Annotated in this window: 32 protein-coding genes and 2 tRNA genes; 1 reads left to right on the forward strand and 33 read right to left on the reverse strand. The window is 61.1% G+C overall.

All coding sequences use genetic code 11. The annotated features are described in order from the left end of the window. Positions 1-44: 44 nt before the first annotated feature. The 31 genes from E5206_RS09350 to E5206_RS09485 form a co-directional block, all read right to left on the reverse strand. A complete protein-coding gene (locus E5206_RS09350) occupies positions 45-746 on the reverse strand; it encodes a hypothetical protein (RefSeq protein ID WP_136322247.1) in 702 nt (233 codons plus the stop codon). Next, positions 739-1,008, reverse strand: a complete 270-nt coding sequence (locus E5206_RS09355; RefSeq protein WP_136322248.1) for a hypothetical protein — start codon at positions 1,006-1,008, stop codon at positions 739-741. The genes E5206_RS09350 and E5206_RS09355 overlap by 8 nt, the downstream gene beginning before the upstream one ends. Further along, positions 1,008-1,784: a M23 family metallopeptidase gene (locus E5206_RS09360; RefSeq protein ID WP_136322249.1), complete on the reverse strand. Its 777-nt coding sequence runs from the start codon at positions 1,782-1,784 to the stop codon at positions 1,008-1,010. The genes E5206_RS09355 and E5206_RS09360 overlap by 1 nt, the downstream gene beginning before the upstream one ends. Then, positions 1,781-2,035, reverse strand: coding sequence for a hypothetical protein (locus E5206_RS09365; RefSeq protein ID WP_136322250.1), 255 nt, complete (start codon positions 2,033-2,035; stop codon positions 1,781-1,783). The genes E5206_RS09360 and E5206_RS09365 overlap by 4 nt, the downstream gene beginning before the upstream one ends. Beyond that, on the reverse strand, positions 2,032-2,970 hold the full coding sequence (locus tag E5206_RS09370; protein WP_136322251.1) for a hypothetical protein: 939 nt from the start codon (positions 2,968-2,970) through the stop codon (positions 2,032-2,034). The genes E5206_RS09365 and E5206_RS09370 overlap by 4 nt, the downstream gene beginning before the upstream one ends. Then, complete coding sequence (locus E5206_RS09375; RefSeq protein WP_136322252.1) at positions 2,970-4,076, reverse strand: hypothetical protein; 1,107 nt, start codon at positions 4,074-4,076, stop codon at positions 2,970-2,972. The genes E5206_RS09370 and E5206_RS09375 overlap by 1 nt, the downstream gene beginning before the upstream one ends. Further along, a complete protein-coding gene (locus E5206_RS09380) occupies positions 4,076-4,762 on the reverse strand; it encodes a hypothetical protein (protein WP_136322253.1) in 687 nt (228 codons plus the stop codon). Before E5206_RS09380 ends, E5206_RS09375 begins: the two co-directional genes overlap by 1 nt. Before the next feature lie 303 nt (positions 4,763-5,065). Beyond that, complete coding sequence (locus E5206_RS09385; RefSeq protein ID WP_136322254.1) at positions 5,066-8,731, reverse strand: peptidoglycan DD-metalloendopeptidase family protein; 3,666 nt, start codon at positions 8,729-8,731, stop codon at positions 5,066-5,068. 21 nt (positions 8,732-8,752) lie between these two features. Further along, complete coding sequence (locus E5206_RS09390) at positions 8,753-9,148, reverse strand: hypothetical protein (protein WP_136322255.1); 396 nt, start codon at positions 9,146-9,148, stop codon at positions 8,753-8,755. 50 nt (positions 9,149-9,198) lie between these two features. Further along, on the reverse strand, positions 9,199-9,543 hold the full coding sequence (locus tag E5206_RS09395; RefSeq protein ID WP_136322256.1) for a hypothetical protein: 345 nt from the start codon (positions 9,541-9,543) through the stop codon (positions 9,199-9,201). Positions 9,544-9,571: 28 nt separating this feature from the next. Further along, positions 9,572-9,706 (reverse strand): hypothetical protein, encoded by a 135-nt coding sequence (locus E5206_RS19730; protein ID WP_276605958.1) that lies wholly within the window; start codon positions 9,704-9,706, stop codon positions 9,572-9,574. Between the two features lie 82 nt (positions 9,707-9,788). After that, positions 9,789-10,454: a hypothetical protein gene (locus tag E5206_RS09400; protein ID WP_136322257.1), complete on the reverse strand. Its 666-nt coding sequence runs from the start codon at positions 10,452-10,454 to the stop codon at positions 9,789-9,791. 54 nt (positions 10,455-10,508) lie between these two features. Then, positions 10,509-10,913 carry a hypothetical protein gene (locus tag E5206_RS09405; RefSeq protein WP_136322258.1) on the reverse strand — a complete coding sequence of 135 codons (405 nt, stop codon included), beginning with the start codon at positions 10,911-10,913 and terminating at the stop codon, positions 10,509-10,511. Then, positions 10,910-11,173 carry a hypothetical protein gene (locus E5206_RS09410; RefSeq protein ID WP_136322259.1) on the reverse strand — a complete coding sequence of 88 codons (264 nt, stop codon included), beginning with the start codon at positions 11,171-11,173 and terminating at the stop codon, positions 10,910-10,912. Before E5206_RS09410 ends, E5206_RS09405 begins: the two co-directional genes overlap by 4 nt. Before the next feature lie 400 nt (positions 11,174-11,573). Continuing rightward, positions 11,574-11,966 carry a hypothetical protein gene (locus E5206_RS09415; RefSeq protein WP_136322260.1) on the reverse strand — a complete coding sequence of 131 codons (393 nt, stop codon included), beginning with the start codon at positions 11,964-11,966 and terminating at the stop codon, positions 11,574-11,576. A 5-nt stretch (positions 11,967-11,971) separates the two neighbouring features. After that, the gene (locus E5206_RS19245; protein WP_168709300.1) at positions 11,972-12,133 is read right to left on the reverse strand and encodes a hypothetical protein; all 162 of its coding nucleotides are present in this window, start codon (positions 12,131-12,133) and stop codon (positions 11,972-11,974) included. A gap of 204 nt (positions 12,134-12,337) precedes the next feature. Continuing rightward, positions 12,338-13,357 (reverse strand): major capsid protein, encoded by a 1,020-nt coding sequence (locus E5206_RS09420; RefSeq protein ID WP_136322261.1) that lies wholly within the window; start codon positions 13,355-13,357, stop codon positions 12,338-12,340. Between the two features lie 11 nt (positions 13,358-13,368). Then, positions 13,369-13,740, reverse strand: coding sequence for a head decoration protein (locus E5206_RS09425; protein WP_136322262.1), 372 nt, complete (start codon positions 13,738-13,740; stop codon positions 13,369-13,371). Positions 13,741-13,767: 27 nt separating this feature from the next. Next, positions 13,768-14,301 carry a hypothetical protein gene (locus E5206_RS09430; protein ID WP_136322263.1) on the reverse strand — a complete coding sequence of 178 codons (534 nt, stop codon included), beginning with the start codon at positions 14,299-14,301 and terminating at the stop codon, positions 13,768-13,770. A gap of 89 nt (positions 14,302-14,390) precedes the next feature. Beyond that, entirely contained in the window at positions 14,391-15,182 is a 792-nt protein-coding gene (locus tag E5206_RS09435) for a hypothetical protein (protein ID WP_136322264.1), read from the reverse strand. Between the two features lie 2 nt (positions 15,183-15,184). Beyond that, positions 15,185-16,600, reverse strand: a complete 1,416-nt coding sequence (locus E5206_RS09440) for a phage portal protein (RefSeq protein ID WP_136322265.1) — start codon at positions 16,598-16,600, stop codon at positions 15,185-15,187. 11 nt (positions 16,601-16,611) lie between these two features. Continuing rightward, a complete protein-coding gene (locus tag E5206_RS09445; protein WP_136322266.1) occupies positions 16,612-18,126 on the reverse strand; it encodes a hypothetical protein in 1,515 nt (504 codons plus the stop codon). A gap of 10 nt (positions 18,127-18,136) precedes the next feature. Then, the gene (locus E5206_RS09450) at positions 18,137-18,523 is read right to left on the reverse strand and encodes a hypothetical protein (protein ID WP_136322267.1); all 387 of its coding nucleotides are present in this window, start codon (positions 18,521-18,523) and stop codon (positions 18,137-18,139) included. Between the two features lie 836 nt (positions 18,524-19,359). Continuing rightward, entirely contained in the window at positions 19,360-19,665 is a 306-nt protein-coding gene (locus tag E5206_RS09455) for an HNH endonuclease (RefSeq protein WP_136322268.1), read from the reverse strand. A 246-nt stretch (positions 19,666-19,911) separates the two neighbouring features. Continuing rightward, a tRNA-OTHER gene (locus E5206_RS19250) sits at positions 19,912-19,984 on the reverse strand. An 89-nt stretch (positions 19,985-20,073) separates the two neighbouring features. Next, positions 20,074-20,146 (reverse strand) — tRNA-Asn (locus E5206_RS09460). Positions 20,147-20,261: 115 nt separating this feature from the next. Continuing rightward, on the reverse strand, positions 20,262-20,876 hold the full coding sequence (locus tag E5206_RS09465) for a hypothetical protein (RefSeq protein WP_136322269.1): 615 nt from the start codon (positions 20,874-20,876) through the stop codon (positions 20,262-20,264). Further along, positions 20,863-21,270 (reverse strand): RusA family crossover junction endodeoxyribonuclease, encoded by a 408-nt coding sequence (locus E5206_RS09470; protein WP_136322270.1) that lies wholly within the window; start codon positions 21,268-21,270, stop codon positions 20,863-20,865. The genes E5206_RS09465 and E5206_RS09470 overlap by 14 nt, the downstream gene beginning before the upstream one ends. Next, positions 21,267-21,461 carry a hypothetical protein gene (locus E5206_RS09475; RefSeq protein WP_136322271.1) on the reverse strand — a complete coding sequence of 65 codons (195 nt, stop codon included), beginning with the start codon at positions 21,459-21,461 and terminating at the stop codon, positions 21,267-21,269. The genes E5206_RS09470 and E5206_RS09475 overlap by 4 nt, the downstream gene beginning before the upstream one ends. Continuing rightward, positions 21,461-21,850, reverse strand: a complete 390-nt coding sequence (locus tag E5206_RS09480; protein ID WP_136322272.1) for a hypothetical protein — start codon at positions 21,848-21,850, stop codon at positions 21,461-21,463. The genes E5206_RS09475 and E5206_RS09480 overlap by 1 nt, the downstream gene beginning before the upstream one ends. 210 nt (positions 21,851-22,060) lie before the next feature. Then, positions 22,061-22,396, reverse strand: coding sequence for a hypothetical protein (locus E5206_RS09485; protein WP_136322273.1), 336 nt, complete (start codon positions 22,394-22,396; stop codon positions 22,061-22,063). Between the two features lie 101 nt (positions 22,397-22,497). On the opposite strand from E5206_RS09485, the gene E5206_RS09490 reads away from it, so the two are divergent. After that, positions 22,498-22,836 carry a hypothetical protein gene (locus tag E5206_RS09490; RefSeq protein ID WP_136322274.1) on the forward strand — a complete coding sequence of 113 codons (339 nt, stop codon included), beginning with the start codon at positions 22,498-22,500 and terminating at the stop codon, positions 22,834-22,836. 5 nt (positions 22,837-22,841) lie between these two features. Here E5206_RS09490 and E5206_RS09495 read toward each other — a convergent pair whose 3' ends face one another. Both E5206_RS09495 and E5206_RS09500 read right to left on the reverse strand, forming a co-directional pair. Beyond that, positions 22,842-23,045, reverse strand: a complete 204-nt coding sequence (locus tag E5206_RS09495) for a DNA cytosine methyltransferase (protein ID WP_136322275.1) — start codon at positions 23,043-23,045, stop codon at positions 22,842-22,844. Next, the gene (locus E5206_RS09500; RefSeq protein WP_136322276.1) at positions 23,042-23,413 is read right to left on the reverse strand and encodes a hypothetical protein; all 372 of its coding nucleotides are present in this window, start codon (positions 23,411-23,413) and stop codon (positions 23,042-23,044) included. The genes E5206_RS09495 and E5206_RS09500 overlap by 4 nt, the downstream gene beginning before the upstream one ends. Between the last annotated feature and the right edge of the window lie 22 nt (positions 23,414-23,435).

Below are 23,435 nucleotides of genomic sequence, written 5' to 3' on the forward strand. Positions count from 1 at the left end.
AATCCAAGCTGCGTAATTGTCCCTGCGGTGTTGAATTCGGTTCGTCATACTGCAGCGCTCCCGCCGTCTAGGTTGAATGTGTTGGTGTAGATCGAGGTGGCGTTTCCGCCGTCTATCAGGAGTGTCCCGAGTGGGGCATAGGTGTCATTTAGTGCCGTTTTCGTTGCGGTCCCGGCCCCGTTGATGGCGGCGGCAATGGCGGCGTCTGCGGGTGCTGCCACGAGTGCGGCGGCGGCTGCTGCTGCACTGGCACTTGTGGCCGCTGCTGTGGCCGCGCTGGTGGCGCTGGTGGCTGCGGTCCCGGCAGATGCTACAGCCGCGCTCAGTGAGGCGTTGGCGGCTGCTGCTGCCTCAGTCCCAGCTGTGGCGACCGCCCCGGCGATGGCTGCTGTCGTGACAGCAGCGGCGTTAGTTGCTGCGGTGGCTGCGGATCCGCTCGCGGCTTCGGCGGCCGCACGTGCCGCTACAGCCTCATTGCGGAGACCGTCGTAGGAGTAGAAGAACCCCTCATACGGCCCGGACTTCCACTTGACCTTGGGAATCGTGGCGATGAACGGGTTTGTGGCGCCGATCCCGTTGGACTTCAACGGGTTGGTCATCGGCAGCCCGGACAGGTCCTTGATCGCGATAGGCGAGACAGATGCGAGGTCGGAAGGGTCATACAGGTAGACGGTTCCGGCCTTGACAACATTCATGGGGTTGTCGGGATCCACAACAATCTGGAGGGCAAACGGGTAATCAGTCATTGGTCAGATCCTTCTTGTCAGGTGCGAGCCACGGGGCGAACTGCCGGATGAGTCCATCGACGGCGGGCAGGGCCATGACGCGGGTGATGCCAGCCGCGACAGTCAGCGAGGTTGCCGCCCACTCCACGCCCGGATCGATCCCGGCAGCCTGGATGATGAGCGCCCATGCAGCAGCGAGTCCGACAAGGAACGCAAACGCGGTTCGGACAGTCGCACGCCACGGGTAGGCGGTCTGGGTTGATGCGTACAGGTGATCAGCCATTACTTGCCTCCCGCAATGGCGGCGCGGGTTGCTTCTTCCTGTGCCCGGTTGTCCATGATGGTCCTGTCGGCGTTCTGGTTGTTCACGGCCTGCGTGAATACCTTCACCTCGTAGGCTTTGTCCTCGATCTTCTGTGCGAGCTCATTGAGGACCCATGCCGACTGCGCCCGAGCGTCCGCGATGATGCGGCCCTCGGAGGTGTTCACGAGCCCCTGAATCGCTTCGAGGTCTTTCAGTTCAAGTGCCACGCCGGCCTCCTGTAAATGGTTGATGATGGCCGAAGCCGTGATTATGGCGCCTTGGGTGGTGCCGTAGAGGTAGGGGGTCGGGTCTACACGGCCACGCCAGCCGTCATTCTGATTGACATAGCCGACCGGGATAGCGCCGAGGTGCAAGTGCGGGGCGGTTGCTGCGCCGGAGTCACCTGACAGGCCGATGACCTGCCCCATACTCACGCGCTGCCCGGTGTAGACGTTCTGCTGGGAAAGGTGCAGATACTCGAAACGGATCCCGAGCTCGTCATTACGGAGCAGGATGGTATTCCCACCGCCGGTCAGCAGCGGGTGGTTGTTTCCGGGGCCGACGTACTCGATCACGCCGTCACAGACCGCCTCGACCGCATCGCCGATCCAGCAGCCGTAGTCAATGCCGTTATGCCCGAGCCACCCAAGAGAACGGTAAAAGCCCTGCGGGTATGCAACACCCTTGAAGTTGTAGAACTCCCGCGCCCAGTCCTGCGTGACCGGGCGCGACGTCGGGAGAGTGAATGCTGTCATTTGTTCACCACCGAACTGATAAATGGGATCGCCGCGGACGCTGCTGCGACGGCCGATGCCGCACCAGCCCACAGCTGCTTGGGCGTAACTGCCCTGCCGATCTTTTCCTCCATCAGCGCCTTGGACTGTTCCAGTGCGCGGATCCTTGTTTCGTGGTCTTTCTTGTCCTCGATAACGGCCTGTAGTCGCGTATCGATTCGCACCAACAGTTCACGGTCAGTCAATAGGCCGGTGTGCTCTTCGCTGCTCACCAGCCCACGGCCGTCCAGCTGAGGCGGTGGGTCCGGTCGGTAAGTAGTGCGCCGCCAGCTGCACAGACTTCATAGACGACGCTGGCCCTGTCGCCGCCGCCGCTGGAACCGTAGGCGCTGCCGCCAGCGGGGGTGATCGTGGTTCCGCGCCCATTGGCGAAGTTGTCCCCGCTGGAAAGTTGCACACTGACCAGTCCGTTGGGGAATGGGCTTGGGAATACCAGCCGTGCCGCCCCGACGAAGTTTGTTGTCTGGACGACTGTCCCGGACTGCGTAAGAAACTGTGTGCCAGCCGGGGGAGTACCGCCGTCAAGAGTTGAGCCGACACTGAACAGGGGAACCTTGCCGATTTCGGAAGTCTTGACCCAGCCAACAGCGTCCATGGCGCCGAGCGAGAGAGCCCAGACGGTGCCGTTGATGTTTACCTCAGTGCCGACGCCGGTAAGGTACGTGCGCACCAAGTCATCCTTGGCGAACAGTCCACCGTTGCCGGTCCACACGCGCAGATCAATGATCCGCTGCGGCGCACTAAGACCACCAACCCACTTCACGAGCGCGAGGGGCTGGTCATCTTCCACGCCTGGGCCGATCTTGCGGGCCGCGGGGATCTCCGCAGAAGCACCGCCCGGGATTGCCACCAGTGCGGAGGGCCCACCAAGTGCCGGCTGCCAGTTGCGGCGCACCGCGATCAAGTCCCAGCGAACGCCGGATGAGAGCGTAGTGCAGTTGACAACCTGGTCCGTGGCGGCGGTATCCGTGACACCGAATCCGTGAGCCTTGCCAGCCGTCACGAGGACCGCGTACGGGATCGACGGGTGCGGCTTCACCTCGAAGTCGTGGATGCCGTAGACGCCATAATCGGGGACGCCGCCCCGATTCTTGGCCCAGTCCGTTTCCGTCACTGTGCCGTCGTAAAAGACGCTGGTCAAAGCCATTAGCGGGCCTTCCTGTCATTGTCGGCGCGCTGTAGTGCGCGGATTCGTTTGGCGAGGTTCAAGTCCGGGTCGTCGGCACGCTCGCCCACGACGGGGGTTGCCGTGTCGCCGTCTCTGGCCCATGAGAGACGAGCCTCACGGAGAACATCCGTGAAAGCTTGCCCGCGGATCTTCGCCGTCACGCGGTCGCCCACCCGCAGACCGTCCCCACCGAGGCGGAAGTGCTTTGTTTCGGAGAGTTCGAGCGACAGCCCGGCGAGCGGTGCGCCTTCAGCCAGGACTTCCGCGGCTCTGTCTGCGTAGACGTCGCCACTGGATGAGTCGCGCGCGTCCCGCATAACCTCGATGACGTCATTCCATGCGGTCTCGCGCGCCGTTTCAGTGAAGCCCTTGAACTCACGCGCCACGCCTTCACCTTGCCCGCCGACGACGACGCGGGTTGCCCCCGGTGCCGCCAGTGAGTATGTGCCGCCCGTGATAGTGCCGTTCTCCGGGGATAGCGTGTGTGGGTAGTCGCGCGGGGTGTAGCAGTCCAGCAGTAGGCCAGCGCCTTGCTGCCTGACCGTGACGCCGATGCCTGCCTGATCGACGGCGGGAAACAGCCGGTCGTAGGCTGGGTGGAAGCGGAAGGTGTACTTGCCCGATGCGCCACGCCCAAGGTCCGGTGCCACGGTGAGCGGGAAGCCGAGGCGTGCCGCGTTCTCAGCCATGACAGTCTTCACGACAGTCTCAGCCGGGCCCGTGATCGAACGGTATTCGATGTCCTGCCCAGTAAGAGCAGCGCCAGGCTTGGGCCATGCAAGCCAGTTGTGCAGGATCCGGAAATCATCTTCAACCGTAAAGTTGAGTTCAGCCGCCGCTGTGAAGTCGCCGCCAGATAGACGCACAGGCCCGCTCATCTGAAACTCGCCATGCCGGTAGATCATCACGCGGGCGCCTGCGGTCATGAGGTCCGCCGCCCGCTGATGATCGGCGTCAATGGTGAATGTTGCCGTTGACTTCATGTTGTGGCGGATCGTCGGCTTCAAATCGATTGGCCGCCCAACCCAGCCCTTGAACTCCCAGCCCTTGTAAACGCGGATTCCGTAAGCGTTTTCCGGGTCCATTACCAGGCCCTCCGATACTTGTTCCGGACCTCAGCAATGACGGTCCCGGTGCCGGTCATGGCGATGCTCAGGGGTCGGTCCTGCCCGCGGGGGATCGCAACGAACGCCGACGCTGGATCCAGTTCCGACGTCCGATCCACAGGTGAAGTGATCGACTTAGACTCCGCGTCCCACGGCCCATACCAGAGCACTTGCCCATTGAACGGGTCCGTGTCCAGTTGCACCGCATAGCCTGCCGGGATGGCGAACGGGACGATGATGTCATTCCCGCCGACGCCGAATGAGACCGCCGTCGTCGGACCAACGACCGTCCACACCGGATACGCGGGAACATCACCGTCATTCGTGAACGTCGCCGTGCCGAGTTCGCCGCCCGATGACAGGTAATAGATCGCATCATCCGGGTAGCCGTATGTCGTGCGGTCAGCCTCGGTGATGTAGAAGTTCCTCATGTCGCCCTGAGCCCATGACTTCGTGACCGTTTCGCCCAGCCAGTACGGCTCATCGGCGAGCAAGTTGATACCGTAACTCGCCCACCCGCGCTGAATCGGATCATGCGACATGTCATCGTCGGCGCCCACGAGCCGCAACCCGAGCGTCCGCCGTGACCCATCAGGCAGCGCCACCGTCCACGTGCCCTCAAGGTCCGTGTCGAGACTCTGCCAGAAGGCGCGATCCCGGGCCATGAACTCCGCCGAGCCCTGATCCGAATACAGGTACAGCGGCCAAAAAGCAGTCCGGTCCTTCGTTGACGTGCCCCGGTGCCGTGAGCCTGGAACCATGGGCGAAGAGCTCGACAGCCGTTCAGACTCCGGCAGTCCAAGGCCCCGCACGCCCGGCCTCAGGAACAACCCCGAAGCCGGGCGTGTGAGATCCCACTCGCTGCCGTCCCAGCCCGTCCATGAGAGGCTGAACCCCCGCCACGGTGAGACGGGCGGGGCCGGTGGAACGTAAGGGATGGCATAAGCGATACCCACTGATAAGCCTCCCTAGATTCCGAAGGCCGCGAACGTATCCCGGCGCTTCGTTTCGATGTGATGGGCCACCTCGTGCGGATCCCAACCGACGTTGCCCTTGATGATGACGTCGCCGCGGCCGCCGCCCTGGTTGGCAAGGCGGCTGATGTCCGCCCACTGCTGCGGATTCAGGATCGCCTCAGGCTTGCCAGTGCGGTTGACTACCTGCGAGATACCGGGAGGCAAGATCCCGCCCAGATCGTAGAGTGCAGGATCACCCGCCGCCGAACCCTTACCGCCACCCGTGATGAGGTCCGAGACGCTGGTGAACAGCTTCTTGCCCACACCGATAGCGAGATCCGCAATCATGCCCGCAGCCGGGAACGCCTCACGGAACTTCGACAGCAAACCGTCGATGATCCCTGCCAGCGGATTGAACCCGCCACCAGAAGGAACACCAGCACCCGAAAGCACGCCATAAGGGTTGACGTCATTAGGCCAGCCACCCGCGAACGTCCCGAAGTGCAAGTGCGGCCCAGACGTGATGCCAGTGTTGCCCGAGAGTGCGATCTGCTGCCCGGCCCTGACCATGTCGCCGATCTTGACAGCCATTGACGACAGGTGGGCGAACCATGACTGAATGCCGGAGCCGCCGTCGATGTGGATCTCGTTGCCGCCCCACACGTCTGGGGTCTTCACACCAGGCCCGGACCACGACACGCGGCCATTCTCGGTAGCAAAGACCGGAGTGCCTTCCGATGCCGCGAAGTCAACACCCTTGTGTGTCCGGTTGTAGCCCTGCGTCTCGATGAGCTGCTTGAGCGGATTCACGAACCCGCCATTTGCGTAGCCAGCAAGTGCGCCGGCCATCGCGTAGAGGTTCGCCACACCAGCGCGCTTCGTCTGCTCCTTGGTGAACACGAACTCGCCCGCGTGGACGATGCCCGCCGGCTCATACTTGCCGCCGTCGCCCGTGTAGCCGCCGTCCGCAAACCCAGCCGGGAGCGCCACGCGAGGCAGCTTGTCGATGCCTGGCAGGATTCCAGCGATGGTGTTGAACGCGCCGATCAGCCCATCATTGATTACGGTGTCGATGACGAACTTCACCGGCATCTTGGCGATGTCAATGATCCGGTCCCAAGCCGTCTTGATGAAGTCAACGCCCTGATTGAAAGCATCCGGGATCGTCTTCGTGATGAAGTTCGCGAGCGTATCAAAGACGGGCTTGATGACGTTTACCCAGACCCACTTGATCGAGGAACCGATGCCGTCGAACACGGGCTTGATGATGCTCTGGTATAGCCAGTTGAGAGCGTTTGGAATGATGACAGTGAACACGTTCACCCAGGCATCAAATACCGGCTTCAGAAAAAGGTTCCACATCAAACTGGCAGCCGAACCGATAGCATCGAACACAGGCTTGATGACCGTGTCATGCAGCCAATTGAAGACTGCCGGAAGGGTGACCGTGAAAACGTTCACCCAGTTGTCGAACACCGGCTTGATGACGTTGTCCCAGACCCATGAAATTGCTACACCGATTGCATCCATGACAGGCTTGATGACCGTGTCATGCAGCCACGTAAACGCCGCCGCGAAGACGTCATGGATGAAGCCGACAACGGTATTGAAGATCGCAACCGCGCCATTCCACCAGTCGCTAATCACGGCGCCGATGGCAGAAAAAGCCTCAACCATCCGGTCCCAAAAGAACTTGAATAGCGGGACAACGATGTTCATGATGACCGAGACGATGAGCTGGAAGATGCCGCGGAAGAACAGGTAAAAACCGCCGATGATTACCGCCGCAGAATCGAACACCGGCTTGAGAGCGTTCACCCACAGCCAGTTGAAAACATCGCCGACGAATTGGACAGCCGCAGCGATCCCGTCGAAGGTGGGTTTGATGATTGACTCATAGACCCACTTGATGACGGCGGCGATCCCATCAAAGACCGGTTTGATAACCGAGTCGTAGAGCCATCCGAAGAAGTCGCCAGCGGACTTGACCGCAGTAATGATCCCATCAAAGACGGGCTTGACGATGTTCTCGTAAAGCCAGTTGAGCACGTCGCCGATTCCGCCGATGAAACCCTGGACCGCTGGTAGTGCCGTATTCGTGAACCAGTCCACCACGCCGGAAATTACGGACTGAATGAAGTTCCAGACGTTCTTGACGATGTCCTTGCCAAGCTCGGTCTGCGTAAAGAACCAGATGAGCCCGGTAACGAGCCCGATGATCGCAAACACGATGATGCCAATCAGGTTGGCCTTCATCGCGGCATTCAGGTTGTACATGGCGATAGACGCAGCAATCGCCGTCCATGCCATCGCCGTCTGAGCCGCCGCAAGACCACCCGTCACCGCCGCATGAATCGCCAGCGTCCACGTGTAAATCTTGAACGCAGCAACAGCCGCGCCAACACCGACCGCCAGCGACTCCAGCCAATCCTTGTTGTCCCGGACCCACTGGCCCATCGAATCGAACGCCGGAATCAGATCCGTCTTGATGTACGAAACGATGTCCTCGAAGGCCTTCTTAGCCCCGTCGCGGAGCTTGAATGCTGCCTCACGAGCACCGAGCAGGAAGTCAACAAACCGGGAATCTTCCTCCCAGCCAAACGCGGCCCGAAGCTTGCCCGTGTAGTCGCCCTTTACCAGCAGGTCATAAAGCCCCTGCGCACCGTCGCGGACGTTGAGTAGGAAGTCAACAAGCTTGGAGTCCTCCTGCCAGCCGAACGCCTTAGTTAGCGCGCCCGTAAAGTCGCCCTTTACGATCAGGTCATAAAGCCCATTTGCGCCATCCATGACCTTGTCAATGAACTCGCCGATCTTGACGCCAGCGATCTTCGCGCCGTCTTCGAGCGGCTTGAGCCAGTTGATAGCCCCGGCAAAGAACTCCCGAATCTTCGGATACACGCCGGAGAGCAATGACGCGCCGATACGACTGACCGACGCCATTGTGTTCTTGAACGCGCCCTTGAGTGTCTCGCCAGACTTGAGCGCGGCCCCGCCGAGACCGGCCTCCATTGCCTTCTGGAAGGTCTCAAAGTTGATCTTGCCATCAGAGGCAAGCTTGACGGTTTCCTCAGCAGACTTGCCGAGCTCCTTGCCGAGTAGCTGAATGATCGGAATGCCAGCATCATTGAGCTGCGCGATCACGTCGCCCTGAATCTTGTTGGAGCTTGCAACCTTATTGAAGATCGCACCCATCTCGCCCATACCAACGCCAGCGATTGTTGCAGCGTCACCTGTCAGCTTGAGGGTTCGCTCCAGATCCTTGCCCGGCTTGATACCAGCAGCGACAGCGCCGGCCGCAACGGTCGCGGCCTCGTCCATGCCGAACGCTGTTCCCTTCACTGCGGCCATAGCGTCGTTCATGATCTGCGCGACGCCCTCGGCAGAGTGCCCCAGTCCCGACAGCTTCGCCTTGGCTTCCTCGATAGCCTGGAGGCGCCCGAAGCCCTTGAATAGGGCCGTTCCAAATGCGCCGCCGACCGACAGGCCGCCAGCGATGCCGGCAGCCTTGAGAGCGCCACCCATGAAGCCAGTAACGGCTCCAGTGAGTTTGCTGCCAAAGCCTTTTCCGGCGCTATCGCCCGCCGATTCACCAACGCCGTCGAGTTCACGGCCTACGGACTGTTGGAGCCCCTTGAACGACGCCCGGACAAGGACATCGGCAACACCGATCGTAGGCATGGGGCCTCCTGTTTTAAGTTGTCAAATGTCGTCGGCGTCGAATCCGAACTGACCGACGAACATTTCGGCCCAGTTGCGTTCTGCGGCCTCGATGGCGCGGTCTATCTCGGTGTACGGTGCGGGGAATGGTGTCTCTTCGCCAGGCTTCCCACCGGCAGCGGCAATGCTGACCTGCCGCAAACCCTTGATGGCGTGCAGGATCTCCCGCAGCATCGTGATATTCAAGTCGAACTCAGAAATTCTTGGGGACCACGGCTCGGCATCGTCCGGCGCGGATAGCCGGAGTTCCGCAAGGTGCGCCGCGGTTTCCGGGTCGTTCGCTATTGCCTCGTTGAGCCTGCAAGCGGTGGGCAGGTTGTCGATCAGTTCGAGCAACCCAACCCACCGCTTACCCGCGTACCACTCCGCCAGATCCACGCCGTACTCCCGCAAGAGGTCGGCGCGGATCTGCGGACGGTAACGCTTGATTAGCTCTTCGAGGCGGTGTCTTCCCCCGGCTTACCAACGGTCTGCTCGTAATAGGCCATCACGCGCTGGATCAGGGCGGCATGGACGCGAAGCGGGATCTTCTCAGCCTTGTACGCCTCAAAATCCTTCTCCGACAGCCACTTTTCAAGGAATGTGAAGTCGTTCTGTCCCGTAGCTTCAAGATCCTTGAAGAACTCACCCGCCTCATCAGCGGGCAAGTCGAACAGGTCAGGGAACGTGATCCGCTTCCCGCCCTTGAGAGCGAGCACGAAAGGCTCCGGCTTAGCGACCTCAGCTTCGAGCGAGGCGAGGGACAGATTTACGTTCGGCTTATCAACGGCCATGGTGTTGCCTCCGGGTGTGAGGGGTTGGCTACTTGCTGGACTTGGGTGCTTCAGCCTTGAAGGCGTCGGCGGGTACTTCGGTGAATCCGTCGCGGCGAAGCTCTGCGGCCTCAGTGGCAACAGCGGTTTCGATGGTCAGTGTGCCTTTTGTGAACTTGGGCAATTTCGGCTCCTAAGATTTCGGGGTGTCAGGTGGTACGGTGCGCGGCGCCACCCAGAGAACGCCGCGCACCGGGATTGGGGGACTAGACGGCGGCAGTGAAGCCCAGCGCCGTCTTGTTCTTCACAGCGCCAGTTCCGCCGATGTAGTGGCGAACCGGGACGCCGATCACGGAATCCGTGAAAACGTCGAACGTGTACGCCTGGGTAATGGCGTCGGACGTTCCCCACTTCTGGGAATCCGTCGCGGCGAGCTTCACCGAGCCATAGCCGCGGCCAAGGATCCAGTTGTCAGCGGCGGGGCCATCAGAGCCGATAATGAGCATGCGGTATTCCTGCCCAACCGGAAGGTCCGGCTCATCAATGACGATTTCGCCCGATGCCACAGCCTGAGTCACGGCGGTAAGACTGGTGCCGTAGGTCAACTCCTGCATGTGCTTCTTGCCGGTCTCCAGCGCAGTGAACTTCACCGAGCGGGCAACAGAGTCGATGTCAGAGCGGACAGGCCCGGCATAACCGAGTGCCGAGATGTCGGACTTCGAGATGTCTCGCCCATATTCAAATCCGTCCGGCGTGACGAGACCGACAGGCAGGTATCCGAGGGCCTTCAGGTCAACGAGCGCGCCGCCGACGCCGAACAGGCTTGCGGGGAGCTCGACGGACGTGGGAGCCAGGAACGCGATGGCTTTCTGGATCTTGCGGACAAGGTTCCGATTGTCGGATTCCTGCTGAATCGTGGCAAACGTAGGCATGGGAAATAGACCCCTTTCAAGGGCTCAGAGTTAGTTGATTCCCCGAACGGGGTTTTAGAGGGGCCGGGACGTCACAAAGAAGGTCCCTACAGCCTTGTTGAGCGTGTCCGATTGGTAGGGCACATCAGCGGGGGTTACGTCCTGCTCGATGGAGTCGATGAAGCCGGATGGGGTTTCGATGCCATCGCCGATGATGGATGCGGCAATGGATTCGAGCGTGTTCACGGCCTGTTGCCCAGGTGCGTAAACCTCGATCGTCGCCCGATCTACACGGTCAACGAAGCCGCGATTGCCGCCCGTCACGTAGATCAAGGCGATTGGGAACGGGCCCCCAAGCGCGCCGTATGAGTCGGCGGGGAGTTGGTAGTGCGCCGACACCGGTTCGCCTAGGTGGGTTGCGCCGTCGATCAGGTCGAACAGTGCCTCGCGGGCGTCCGGGAAGATGAGAGCGTCGATCAATTGCCCCTCGCCTTCATGGAGTCAGCCACGCGCAACAGGACAGCGTCACGGGTGTCTTTCCAGTCACGGCGCGTCTCACGAACCACCGCACCGGCCCGACGCTCATTCGCCCAACCGGCAACAACCGTCATGGGTGCCGCGGAATACTCGCCGCGGCCAACAGACTGCGCCTTGCGTGCCAGATCACTAGCCGCGTTCATGGTGGCAGTGCCGATGATGGACGACGCGCCAAGCTCCTTGAGCCCGGCATCATCAGCCATGTAATGCTTCGAGACTTTATGGAGACTCACGCCATCACCAGCCCAACCTCGGAACCATGCGGCCACTCACCAGGGCGCCCATCCACAGACCACGTGCCGGCCATGCGCGCACCAGTTGGGACGCGGATACGGTCAGCCGGTAGGAACGTGAAGCCGGGATCCCGATAAAGCACGGCTGTGCTACTTACGACGTCGGAACGGTCCAGCGGGTCAGCAGTTGCGCGGGGAGCCAAGAGACAGCCCGTCACGGTAATTTCCTGCACCGGCAGCGGATTACCCTTAGCATCCTTACCGCCGCCCCGCAGCACGGTCACAGAGGTCAGCCACGAGCGCGGGAAACGCTTCACAAGCGACTGGCCCGGCACGTGATAATCACCCGGGAGCGCGAAGGCGTAACCCATCAGACCCCCATTGGAATAGTCCAGGCTTTACGCTGCGGACGGGACTTGCCCAGCAGTCGCTTGTCGGCGGCAGACAAGTAAACGTTGCCATCAGGGTTGAGCACCTTGCCGCCCATGGAGAACGGACCAGTCCCGAACTGGACCGACTCAAAACCGGCAGTCGGCGCCTCGGTTGAGACATCCATGGACCGCTTGACCATCCGACAGACAACGAGCTTCGGAATATCAGGGTCCATAGTCCCGGCGAGGATTCGTGCATCAAGGTCCGGGTAATTGCCGCAAACCTCAATGGACGCCTCGTGGAGCTTCTGAGTTGCGGCGGCGTCATCCTCGAAAGGCAGCCCGGGCCAGTGCGCCTTCAGATCCGCCAGTGTCGCATAGTCGGCGGCCATGGTGCCTACTTCCGGGGACGGCCACGGCGCGGGGCCGCAGCAGTGAAGTCAGGGGCGGCAGACTCGGGCTCGGGTTCGGCGTCGTCAACCTCGTCGGCGGCGGGATCTTCCGCTGCATCTGCGGTCTCGGGCTCATCGTCGCCTTCATCTGCGTCATCGTCAGTCACAGATTCCGACTCGGGCTCAGCGGTGAGAACATGATCCCCAACAAGGCCATCAGCCCACTCGGGAAGCTCATCACCCGGGGCAAACTGCACCGGGCCAGTCTCGCCATGGACAATTACATGCGCGGCGAAAGTTGCCACCTTGACTCCTAAAGATTGGGGCCGAACGGCGCCCAGGCATAAGCCCGGACGCCGCCCAGCGGTCAACTACAGAACCGTTGCGGAAAGCGTCAGGTTCGTGTTCGCCGGAACCGGCAGAGTGACAGCAGACGCCTTGGTCCACAGTGCAACCGGATCCTGATCCGAATAGGAGCCGACAACGACACCGGGCGCATCAACGGAATCGACACCATACTCAGCATCCAGCGACTCGGCAGTGATGCCCCAAAGGGTCTCGCCAAGCTTCTGGCCGGCGCCCGGGAGGAACACGACCTTCTTGGCATCGATGATTGCCTTAGCAGCCCCGGCATCGTCCTGGATCTGCGCCTCATAGAGCGACACGGGCGGGAGGCCGAAGGACATCAGCATTGCGTTGATGGCATCAACCGTGACGATCTGCTGAGTCGCGCCAGCCGGGAGGCAGAGGGCGCGCACATCAGAGTTGCGCATCAGCGAACTGAGCACGTCCTGGCTGGTCAGCATCGCGCCGGGACGGACACCGTTGGTCTTGACGTACTCCGTCTGCCATGCCAGCAGGTCATCCAGAGGCTTGGATCCGCCGGCGTTCCACTTCGTTGCAGCGGTCTGCGTGTGGGATGCCTTGCGCTGGAAATCAGCCTCAAGGACAAGGCCGTTCTCGTTGAGAGTGACCTTGCCTTCTGAGATCGCCTGACCTCGGGCAACTTCGGCGCGGGCGTGAATCTCCTTGGCGAGATCCACTGCATCGTTCAGGATCGCGTCAACGATTGCCGTGCTGATGCCGCGCATCTTGAGCCGGTCGAACTCGCCAAGGCGACGCTTGACCGAGATGGGCGGAATCGAGCCGCTGATGCGGTCAACACCAACCCGGCCAGAAATCGGAGACTCAGCATCCCACGAGCGGTACTTAGCAGCCTTCGCAAGGCCGCCACCGCCAACCGATGCGCGGAAGTCGATGTCATTTACCATCACGTCAGGCAGGTAAGCAGACAGCCCGAACGAGTTCTGCGGCAGGTCAGCCAGGGCCGTCCGAACATAACCGGTCAGCTCCGTAGGAGTGATGTAATCACTGGAAAGAACAAGTGCCATGGTGCGCCTCCTTAGGCGAAGATGATGCGGCCAGCGGCAGAAGTCTTGCCACCAGCATCGACGGGAACGGGCAGCTTGGCCTCAATGACGCGGCCATGCTCAAGCAGCGCAGCAGCCACCGGGGTGGCGGTAGAGGCCGGAGCGGAAACGCCAGTGAACAGGAACCCGGCAAGCTCCTTGGTGGTCAGCCACAGTCCGTACTTGCCGCCAGCAAGCTTCTGCAGCGGGATGCCCGACTTCAGGTAGCCATCCGGGTAGTGGGTTGCCTTAGTGAACGTCGAAACGTCCAAAGTGATGGTCTGCGCGGCATTGGTGCCATGTGCAGATCCAAGCCAAGACTGGTTGTCCTGGCCGAAGGTCTCACGCTTCACGGTGATGTCCATTTGATCCCTCCTCGGGATATCGAAGTGCTATTTCTTCTTGCGACTTTCGTACAGGGCCTGACCGGCAGCGAGAGAGCCGCCAGCCGGGTTGGTGTCGCCATTGCGGTTGCCGGAGTCATGCACCGGGGAGCCCTTCAGAGGCTTACCCTCAGCGCGGGCGTAGAGCTCGGAGATCTTCTTGGCGGACGCGAGGAAGCTGGCCTCGTCCGTCCCCGTCACCAAATCCCGGTACTCTTCCGGGACCGGATGGGTTGCCAGTGCAGACAGGCGGGCGTTGGTGGCCTTGAGCTTCGCGTTCTCGGCCGCCTGATCGTCCCGCTCTTTCTGGGCGCGCTGGATGTCGGACAGCTTGGCATCCTCGGCGGCCTGGATCTTGGCCTCAGCCTCAGCGGCGCGCTTCTCGGCAGCTTCCCGAGCTTCGCGCTCGGCCTTCAGCGCCTTGATGCCACCCTCGCCTAGCTTCTCGTCAGCCTTTGCGGCTTCGGCAGCAGCAGCAGCATCAGCCGCGGCCTTCGCTTCGGCATCGGCGGCGGCCTTTGCTGCGATCTCTTCTTCGGTCATTGCTTGACTCCTTCAGTGGTTGCCGCATCGCACGGCGAAAAACCCTGCCCGCATCGCACGGAAGGGAAAATATGGGCCGCTTGGGGCGGCTAGTGGGTATGGACGCCGTCTTTGACGGCGTTGGGGAAGTTGCGGCGCATGGAAAACACGGCGGCCTTCAACTGTTTGTTCTTGTCGCCAGGAGGTAGCGATTCAAGGAATGCCGCAACCTCTGGGCTGTTGTCATCAGTCGCGCTCGTGTACATGTCGTAGTAGTTGTCCGGCAGATACCCCTTGGGATAGTCAGACGCCTTCGATATGCGGACAACTGAACAATCACAGTCGCCGTGGAAAGCATCGCCCTTGCCGGTTCCGCGCCTGTCACCAGCCGACTGCTTGGAGTGAAAAACTGCGTCCCGCGATGCCAGCACGAGGCAAAACGCACATGTCTTCGCGCCGGTCGGAACCCGAGCCCACGCAACACCTTCACGCTTGGCGTTGTAGGAGACCGCATCCCGGCCCGGCTGCTTCACGTACTTATCAACAGCACTTAGCAGCCCGCCAAGCATCGACGCCGGGTCCGGGGTCCAGAGTTGGCCGGCAAGGTATCGCACCTTGGACTCGACCGCCCCAGTAGGGATGCCGCCAGCCCCAGCCATCGCCCGGAACGCGCCGGACGCGCCGGATGCCGCCCGCATCTCTTCGTAGTAGTCCAGCGCCAGCGACTCGGCGACCGGCCCATACTCGGACACCAGCAACGGAACGAACTCAAGCAGCGCATCCCGCACCGCTTCAGGCTTGGCAAGGTCCAGTGTTCCGAAGAACCCCGCAAGCTCATCGCGGACCAGCTTCGACAGCCCGGCATTAGCGGCACGGAACTGCTCAATGACCGGATCGGCCATGGCTAACCGCCAGCACTAAACACGGGAGCAGGGGAAGCCTTCGAGGCCGCCACCAGCGCGTCAAGTCGCTGCCCGGCCTGTGCGCGCTTCACATAGGCAAGGTTCCGTTCAATCTGCGACTTCGACAGCCCATATTCCTCCATGGCAACCTCAGGATCACCATTCGGAAACGCCGTCGTGTACTTCAACGCCGCATCAGCACGCGCCGCACGAGTAGGTGTGCCAGCATTCGCAAAATGCGCCGAAAGTCCACGCAACTCAGCAGCCATGGCATCCGTGACACCGCCATACTTCACAGCAAGGACCGTGCGCGCCAACTTCTCATGGGCGATCTTGTAACCCAGATCGACCTCATGCTCAACCATTGCGATCATGTCCGACTCAGACGCCAGGATCGCATCAGCCGACGACGGGTTGTCATGAATGATTCCCAGATAACCAACCGGGATCGACAACTCACTAGACACCATCAATCCGATGGTCCGCATCATCTCAGAGTGCGGCTGCATAGACGCCTGCTGCAACTGCTTCAGGTCCGGGCGGACAAGCTTCTGCTCATCCTCATCGAACACGTCAGGCAGAGCCCACAAACCGCCCATGAGCGCGTCAAGCGGGGAAATGCGCTTACCGTCCGGGCCCGTAAAGTGCGCCTCGTCAGCGCCAAGCAGTGCCCGCTGCGGGGCACTGAAGAACTCGGCAGTGACTTCCTGCCGGAGCATCGTCCGCACACCCTTGTCGATGTAACCCATCAGCGGGCGCGTCACCCTGGAGCGACCGAACGGGCGGGACAGTGACCAACCCCAGATGTAAGGGATGCAAGGAATAAGACCCGAAGCATTAGGGATCTCGCTCGTAACCATCCAGCCATCACGGCCAGACTCAACACGCAACGTCAGGCCCGGAACGTACAGCAGCGCCTTCAGCGGCGTGACCATCTCAAGAGCCAACGTCACACGGTTAGTCCGGGCGTCAACCTCCGCCGTCGCCTCAAGCGCCGTCCGAGCCGCCACAATCACATCAGGCTCACCCAGGGTGGTGTCACCCGGGGTCACGAAAACGAATGCCACCGAATGCTGCAAAGACGACTCAATCGCCATCCGCTCCACAGCGCTCAGATAGTTGTCCTCGAACGTCGCACTGATCTCATCGAGCAGGGTGGACGGGCGGGGAAGCGTAAAACCATCAGGACGGATCCGGGACGCCGGAACCTTGATACCCTTCGAGGCCCAACCGATCGGCGTCTGAAAATCAATCATGTGCGGCGGAACCGAAAAGCCGATCCGATCCAGACGCTTCTTATCCTCCACATACGCCGCCCGCAGGTTATTACGGGAACCCTTGCGCCGGATCGTAGACAGCATCCGATAAAACGCCGCCGACTCATCAAACGAAAGCTTCCGAAGAATGTCAACAGCCATCAGCGCCACCCCTAACCAACAATTGCGTGTCGCTGCTTCCGCTCGGAAGCTTGGCGACGACGTTTAGCGAACTTGAGCGCACCGAAATGCGCGCACGTGATGGAAACAATGGGGGACAGGTCAACGTCAAGGCTCAGACGGTTCCACTTGAAAGAGCCCGGACGATTCTTGATCTGATCCTGCACAGTGTTCTTCGCGGAATGATCAAGATGCTCCTGCCCAAAGTGCGTGATTGCCGGGTGGCGCTCCACGGCCTCGCGCAGCATCACGCAGGCTTGGGAGTACTCATTGGCATCCAGGATCCGAACAAGCATCTGCTTATTCTTCAGAGCGGCCTCGATGATCGGACGTGCCGGCGAATAAGCATCGACCACCACAGGAATACGGCGCTTAGCGCGCGTCCATAACCAATCCACAAGAGCAGTCGTGCCCGCCTCATCGAACGGGGCATCGGCAGCGAGCTCAAGATGCACGCCGCCAGTGTCCGAGAATGTGGCCACGCCGATAGAGACCTTTGTGCGCTCCGGATTCATGTCCACTCCGATAGCCGCGAGAGGCCACTCAGCGTCCGGGTTCTCGATGGCCAGTTCATCCCACTTTTGAGGAGTGAACGCGAGCTTGCCGATATCTGAAGGCGTCGGCCACATATTCAGCCGCTCCCGGGCAAAGGACCGCGGCGACATCCGGAACTGCTCGCCCTCGACCGTGCGCAGCTTTATGCGGCCACCGAGAGCCGGGTTGCCGTCTGACCAGTTCTTGCGGTCGGCCGTGAAGATCCGAAGCTCTTGCTCGTCCATCTTGTCCACGTCACCGGCCGGGGAATGCTCAACCCATGCAGACCGCTTGTCAGCCCCAGTGATGGCAGCGTTTCGGACGCGGACGAAAGGCGCGCCACGATCAGACAGATACCGTGGCGGGGTGCCCATGTAGATGATGACAGGATCGCCAGACGGAGAGGCTGACGTGGTGGGCTCCAGGGCCTCCTGCTCATCCTCTTCATACTCCTGCCCCTCATCAACCACGAGTACGTCAAAGGAGCTACCGCGGCCCGCGCCGCCAGTGCGTGCGCCGACCTCGATCAACCCGCCATTGATTAGCTCAATGGCTTCCTGCCCGTTAGTCTTCCGAATCTCCTTGACCAGAGCATTCAGCTCCGGGAACTTCGCATACGGGTCATTGACCTTCGTGCCAAAGAAGTGCATGAGGCGCTTGAACGCCTTACGGGCAGAACTCAGCAGGTGCGACGTGTGCAGGATCTTGAGATTGAGGGCCACCATAAGGTAGAGCTCAACAATTTCCAGCGCTCCATTTTTACCGTTCTGCCTCGGGACACTCAGACCCCAAGTCGAAGAGCACCATCCCGAGTCGTCGGTGCGCAACCATGCGCGGACCGCCTCAGCCTGCCAAGGGTCCGCAATGTGGTTGTAGCCCTCTGCAAACTCAAGCGCCCTGTCGGCATGAACCATGCTGTAACCGCGGGGTGATGGTGCGGTGTTGAATCGTGCAATCTGCGAACCGATCAGCACGACACATCACCTACGCCTTTTGCTGTTGCATCAACCTCTGTAGCGGGGAGACGTTCGAGGGAAGGTTCGACGGGGCTGCCTGTGGTGCAGCCTTAGTATCGGCAGGGGCAAGCTTCGAGAGGATGCCGGCCAGTGCGGTGGCCTGCTGCCTGGCCTCAGCCAGCGGCGCTGCGAACTTCACTTCGACGATGTATGGCTCATCGTCACCACTTGGGAAGTCAAGCCGGAATTGCATCAGGTTCAGGACGCCCTTGCCCTGAATTATGTTGTCCAGCTCGTCCAGGCGGTCAGCGGTGCGGGCCGCTTCGAGCACCAGCGCATTGCGCGGAATGTCGGTCGTTGCCATCGCCTGCCAGATCGCAGAGCCGCGCTCACCAAGGCCGAGAGGGGTGTCCATGCGTGGCCTCCTGTGACTCGGGGGGAGATTTTTAGCTATTGCCGAGGGAGCGAAGAAGGGGCGGCGGGGAGGATGCCCTCCGCACCCCCTCAGGCTGCCAGCGAGAGTGCCTCACGAGCCCTTGAGGCCAACTCATTCTCGTCCACGCTCAAGCTGTTGCCCCTTGCGCTATTGCACCATCTGTGAGCCAGCCTGAGGGCTTCCGGTGAGTGGTCCGGGGTTGCTTGATGCGACTGGGGCACGATGTGGTCCAGTGATGCGGCCCAGCTGTCTTGATGGTGGAGTGTTGCATCTACTGGCAGCAGACATAGTTGGCACGTCCATCTGTCGCGCTCGTATATTTCACGTCGGATGGATGGTGCGATGTAGAACGAGGAAACCGATCGGCAGGCTTTGTGCATTGGCCTTTCAGTGCCGCGAGGCATTGACTTCAACCTCTCGCCGCAGATTGAGCAGCGCGGCAGTTGACTCGGGTCATACCCGGTCTTCTTGCGTTTTGACCTTGTCGCCGGGTGAATCCCATCCTCGGCCGTCTTGCGCGCCGCATATCCTGCCACCGCAACCCGTTGGGCTTCGCGGCAGACATCGCATCGGCAGCCACCGCGATAGCCGGAGAGTCCGCAACTTCTTCCCGGCGTTAGCGTCCCACCCTGCCACTTCACACTGGGCTTCCCGCGGTCCTTGCACTTCGGTGAGCAGTAGATGTTCCTGGCCGTCTTCGGCTTGAACTGTTCCCCGCAGACGCGGCATGGCACAATGTTCACATCGACTCCTTGAAAGTCGGTCATGCTCCCGGACTGTTAGCGCAGTCGCGGGAGCTCTCTATTTGGTTTTGCTCACCATTGCCGCGATGTCCGAAGCGGTTTCGCAGCCATCAAAACGGCTGTGCGTGGCGCTGGTCTGTTGCCCTTGGACTGGTTGCAGCGGCGACAACAAGCAATGGCGTTCTCTTCGACGTCTTGGCCGCCCCTGGCGTGGGGGATGATGTGGTCTACCTCGGCGCTATTGGGACGTAGCCCTTGCTGGTAGTTGAGCGTGACACCGCAGTATGGGCATTGCGTCCGCCCTTGTGCTTGGGCCTTGTGTAGGACCTTGGCGCGGAGCTTCTTCCACTGGGATGTTCCGGTGCGCGAGGTCGCCATGCGTGACCTCCTGAAAGTCTGCGGTTGCGTCCGGCCCGGGGAATGCCAGCGTTCGTTCTTGGCCGCGTTTCGCCCAGCTCCTACGTGTCGGTCACTGGGTTACATCTGGTCTCTGGTTGTGCTTCCGGTTTGCCTGAGACGGTGGCCGGATTGGTTGCCTTGTCTTGCGGGTCGCGGAGACGAGTGAAGATGTGCTTGCCGACTTCCAAGGACTAGCAGTTGTTTCGGCCATGCTTAGGGCGCACGTGGCAGCAGTAGGAATCGAACCTACCGTGGACCGGTTTACAGCCAGCCCTGGCACCTTGCCTCTTCTACTGCCGTGTGCCCCGGGCGGAAGAGCACCGGGGCTTGCGCGTCTCTCGACGTGGCGTTTTCATCACTCATATCGGGGGATCGTTTGTGTCCCCGCTGACCTATCAGGGGTCGAACCTGAAGCTTGCCGAGTAACAGTCGGCTGCTCTGCCAGTTGAGCTACAGGTCATTGTTGAGGCCCGCACCGTATGGGGGTCAGTGCGGGCCTCGGTCTTTAAACACGAAAGGCCGATCCGAAGATCGACCTGATTTTGAAGCCACTTGTGACCTCGCCAAGACTTAGCTTAATTCACTCCTGCCACTTCGGCAACATCACGATTCGGCGTGTCGGCTGCGGCCCTGAGCCACTTCAGGTTGTCGCCGTTCCATTCGGCGGCGCACCCGTCGCACTTGGCGGCCCACAGTACCGGCGGCGCGATGGCTTCGGCGTCGTCGTCCCAGTAGTGGACGGCGAGGCATGGCTCACGTTCGGGCCCATGGAACCGCTGACCACAGGCCGGGCATGGGATGGATGGGCGCCACGGTGGCCGTTTGGATTCGAGCATGGCCCTGATGTCATCAATCCATTCGAGCGTGACGCGCTCCAGGTAGGGCTGCCATTCACTGGATGCAGCCACCGCCCATGCTTGGAGGAGTGCGACGAGCCCGCCGCGGTACTCGTTCCCGGTCATCTCGAAGTGTTCGCTGAGTGCCCGTCCCTTGATCTCGTTTTCGAGCTTCACGGCCTTGGCATTGACGATCATCCCGGCACCACCTGAGCCTCCGCCTTGTGCGCCGAGACTGGATCCGCTTGCAGCCCGCAGCTCAGCCAGCAGCGGCGGGGCTTTGATGAATGACCCATCGTCCGCCTGGGTCATGTGCTCGTTGGTCAGTTGGTGGACATGGTCACTGAGACTCATTGGCGCTCTCCGATTTGGTAATGGTCACCATGACGCCGGGGCGCCCGTGGTAGGTCTTCTGTGCGGTGATGGATACGACCCGGGCGTCGTCGGTGATGACGCCGGCCAGGTGCCTGGTGGTCGACAACGAATCCAGGACGGCGCGGATCAGCTTGTCCAAATCCGGCTTGACTGCCGGGAGCGGCCAGCGTGGCCGTTTGGGTGGTGTGATATGGAACACGAGATGAACCGTGATCGGCCCGTCCAGCGGCGGCCCAGTGTGTCGCGCCATGGTCCCGGCCCGGATCTTCAGCCGCCATTCCCGCAGCTTCGGGGTGACGGCGACGATGCGGCCGCGGTAGGCGTTCACGGACCCTTGCGGGACGGGCATGCCGGGGATGAATGCGTGGATCATTGGTCGCCCCGAGTTTGATGCTCGGCCAATATCAGCTCGTCCGGGCCGAACCAGAGCGGCACATCCTCAAGACCTGCGACATGGAACGGGAATTGCTGGCTGCCATCGAGGTCCACGATGGTGCCGGCCTCGTCGAAGTACCGGCATGTGCGGGCGATGATGCGGACGGGATCCCCAAGTTTGAATTTCATTACTCTCCTTCAATGACAGAAGCCGCAGCATCCGCTACGGCTTCGTGGTGTTTTCCGATGTGGGTTTGTGGGCGGATCCCGGCTTTGACGTCGGCCCAGCATGATCTGCAGGTGTGGGCGTCTTGGCCGATGTGGTCGGCGCATGGCTCGGGTTTGGAGAGGTGGGCCCGTGCTGCTGCGGGCCAGTGTGGTCCGGGGTGGAAGATCGGCGCCGGCGTCTTGCAGCTTGCCTCCATGGCCTTGGTGGTGGCGGCGATGGTCAGGGCGCCCAGGCTTGGGACGTCGCGGTGCTTGTCGATCAATGACACCAGCGAGGCAACACCCCAGTCCGGTCTGATTTCGTGGAGCAGGTAGGCGACAGCGCGGCTCTGCTGATCCGTGATGGTCAATGGAAATTCCTTTCAGCCAAAAATCGCACAGCCTCGCATCACCTAAGGCGATGATTGGTTGGAAACTATTTCCCCACCTCTTTGAAAAGCACCCCAACACAAAGGCGAGAGAGCCCACACGAGGTGAGTATTAAGTACTTGGTCTTGGTCTTGGACGATTTGAGGAACAGCGTTCGGAACGCTTTCGGAACGGCGTTCTGCTTGCGTTACTTACTTGTTCTTGGTCTGCGATTCGATGAACTTCGCTTTGCGTTCCGCGGCCTTCTCCTTGGCGGCTAGAACCTGTTCCTTGGTGCGCTGGTACTCGTCCCACGAGAGGAATTGGTAATCCTCGCCGTCAGACGCCCAGAAGCCCGTCCTGATGAGCTTGGCGGCCAGTTGCTTACCGCGGGGCCATGACTCTACGAACCAGAGAGGCACAGCGCCGTCCGTGAGGTAGTCGGTGCAGTAGGTGCCCGCGAGGGTCCAGAGGCCGATGGCTTCGAGACCGGCCGCCCTGGACTTCGGGTGCGAGTGCATCTTGTCGTCGGCGTTGAACCACGCCATTGCTAGTCCTTTCTTCGGGGAATCCTTGGGCCTGGCCATTGCCCGGCCCGATTGCGCCAGTCAGTGAGCACAAATTTCGGTGGGATGACTAGGCTTTCGCCATGACTATTGATGTGAACGCCGCCGGGTTGCTCGCGCAAGTAATTCCGACGCTCTTGGTGATCCTTGCCCTGGAGGATAGGCTTTCGCCTTCCAAGATTTCGCGAGACAAGTGGCGCCGCGGACTAACGGTCTGGCGAGAACGCATCGTCGCCTGGAACCTGGTGGGGCTCGCCCTTTGCTTGGCTATAGTCGTCACCCAATTGGACAATTTTTTGGTCAACCTCTTCATCCTTGCGGGCGTGCTCCTCTTACTCGGGGTGCTCTTCGTGCTCTTTGCCGGCATGTTCGGGCGAGAAGAGGAAGAACATCTAACCCGGACCGCCGATGCGACCGAGTAGCGATCTCATGCAGCAGTGAGGGTGTCGGCCATGCAGGCGACGAGGTCGCGGGCGGCTGGTGGAGTGACAGCGTTGCCTGCTTGCATGGTGCGTTCCTTCATGGTGCCGAGGACGGTGTAGTCCTTGGGGAAGTCCATGCCCCACATCTGTTCGTGCGGCTGGATCATCCGAAAGGCGACGTAGGCGACGTCTTGCTCGGTGTGAGTCACGAGGCCGTGATGGTTGCCGCTGGTCCTTCTCTTCCAGCTCGGTCATCTTTGGTCCTTTCTTGTTTGGCACGGCGGCGCCGGCCGCGATGTAAATGGATTAGCCCGGGAGTACCGTTAGCCAAGTAGTCTCTGGAGCTCGCAGAAAGCGGATAACCATGGCCTTGTTCCAGTTCGTTGTTCACGGAGTCCTTGAAGTTGATGCGGACGATCTCGGAGTGGCTGCCGCGAACTCTCTGGCCGGGAGTGACAACCCTGAAGCGGCCGGATTTGAAGCAGGGCACGCGTTCCGGCAGAACCCGGCGGCCGGACTTGAGCTGCTCCTCGGGGCCTGTGTTTTGGCCGACCTGACTAGCAAGCTTGACGTTCACGGTGCGCACCATACGGTCCATG

Origin of the sequence: Arthrobacter sp. PAMC25564, assembly GCF_004798705.1 — a bacterium.
GTDB lineage: Bacteria > Actinomycetota > Actinomycetes > Actinomycetales > Micrococcaceae > Arthrobacter.